The organism is Kineosphaera limosa NBRC 100340, assembly GCF_000298215.1.
GTDB classification, from domain to species: Bacteria; Actinomycetota; Actinomycetes; order Actinomycetales; family Dermatophilaceae; genus Kineosphaera; species Kineosphaera limosa.
Map to the genome: position 1 here is coordinate 1 of NZ_BAHD01000151.1, position 1,990 is coordinate 1,990.

Genomic DNA, 1,990 nt, shown 5'->3' on the forward strand with positions numbered 1-1,990 from the left:
CAGCTGTTACGACCGATCCGACGCATTCTCTGGTGTCGTCCTTGGGTCGTGCCGACAGGGGTATGAATCGTCCCCACGTGATGTCCAAAGGAAATCCATGAATGTCGTCGAGCGTATGCGGCGGTCCACGACCCGTGCGCGTCTGGTGCTCCTCGCTGTCGTGAGCCTGTTGGGCACGGCCTTGTGTCTGGGCCTCGCGTACGCCCAGGTCCGCTCGACCGTTCTGGAGGAGCGATCTACCAAGACGCGTCAGGTCGTCGAATCGGCGATGGGCGTTCTCGACTACTACGCCAAGCAAGAAGAATCCGGAAAGCTCACCCACGCCCAGGCCCAACAGCAGGCACTGGGCGTCTTGTCGGGAATGCGGTACGACGGGAAAGAATACTTCTGGGTCAACGACATGACCCCGACGATGATCATGCACCCGATGAAGCCCGAGCTCAACGGAAAAAACGTCGCGGACCAGAAGGACCCGGACGGGCTCCCGATCTTCACGACCTTCGTCGACACCGTCAAAACCTCGGGCGCCGGATTCGTCCACTACCAGTGGCCCAAGCCCGGCGCTGAGGCCCCGCAGCCCAAGGTGTCCTATGTGGCTGGCTTCCCCAAGTGGGGGTGGATCCTGGGATCGGGCATCTACGTCGACGACGTCAGTGCCGCCGCGCTGAAGGCTGGTCTGCACCTCGCGGGGATTCTCATCCCGGCCGGTCTGCTGACCTGCCTCCTGTCCTTGCTCGTCGTGCGCGGCGTCGTCAACCCGATGACCCGGACGATCGCCGAGGTACAGGAGCGACTCGCGGCGAACGACCTGACCTACCGCTTCCCCGTCACGGACTCAACGACCGAGTCCGAGCAGTTGCGGGTCGCGATGAACGAGACGTTCGACAAGATGCACGGCATCGTCACCACGATCACCGGCACCTCGCGCACTCTGGACGACGAGGCCTCCAAACTCACCGGCGCCAGCGCCGCCATGGACCGCGAAGCGCAGACCACCGCGGCCCAATCAGAGGCCGTGCTCCACGCGATGGAGCAGGTCAGCCGCAATGTCGACACCGTCTCCGCGGGCACCGAAGAGATGGGGGCCTCCATCCGCGAGATCGCCCAAAACGCCCACGCCGCCGCCCGGGTGGCGGCCTCGGCCGTCGAAGCCGCCGACTCCACCAGCGCGACAGTGACCCGACTGGGGGAATCCTCCACGCAGATCAGCGACGTCGTACGGACCATCACCTCCATCGCCGAGCAGACCAACCTCCTCGCGCTCAACGCGACGATCGAGGCCGCGCGGGCCGGCGAAGCGGGCAAGGGCTTCGCCGTCGTCGCCGGCGAGGTCAAGGAACTGGCCCAGGAGAGCGCCCGCGCCACCGAAGACATCACACGGCGCGTCGTCTCGATGCAGGACGACGTCTCCGGCGCGGTCGCGGCCATCTCACAGATTTCCCGGGTCATCGCCGAGATCAACGACTACCAGGCCGCGATCGCCGGCGCCGTCGAAGAGCAGACCGCCACCACACAGGAGATGGGACAAAGCGTCGTGACGACCGCCAAAGCGGGCCACGACGCCAGCGGGACAGCCCAGGCAATGACCGGATCAGCCCACGCCACCCGCGCCCGCGTCGAGGGCATCGGAACCAGCGCGCAGGAACTCGTGCGGCTCTCCCAAGAGCTACGCCGCACGGTCTCCCACTACCGCGTCTGAGGCCTGACCCAGTCCGCGCCGGTAGTGTCAGCGGAGCGCAGGACAAGATGGCTCTTGAACCGTGCAGCGAGATCTGGCTCATCGCAGAAAGGGACTGCTGCACGATCGAGGACAAACGAGCCTGCGACCGCGAGAAAGAGAAGGGCCTACCCCCCGAACGACGACGCGCCGCCGGACGCCTGGTCGAAGGACAAGTCGTCACCAACTGGAAGAAGGCCCTGGCCCAACTCGCCATCGCCTACCCCGACCTGACGCGCGAACCGAATCGTCATATTGATAATAGTAACTGCT

The 1,990-nt window shown here is 65.3% G+C and carries 1 protein-coding gene and 1 pseudogene; both read left to right on the forward strand.

What is annotated here, in order from left to right:
- The first annotated feature begins 97 nt into the window (after positions 1 to 97).
- Positions 98 to 1,699: a methyl-accepting chemotaxis protein gene (locus KILIM_RS21790; RefSeq protein ID WP_006594932.1), complete on the forward strand. Its 1,602-nt coding sequence runs from the start codon at positions 98 to 100 to the stop codon at positions 1,697 to 1,699.
- Between the two features lie 98 nt (positions 1,700 to 1,797).
- Positions 1,798 to 1,990, forward strand: a pseudogene (locus tag KILIM_RS23635) (hypothetical protein); the annotation flags it as partial.

Coding starts and splice junctions, on each gene's coding strand:
- KILIM_RS21790 (WP_006594932.1), top strand. CDS start 98: ATGAATGTCGTCGAGCGTATGCGGCGGTCCACGACCCGTGCGCGTCTG.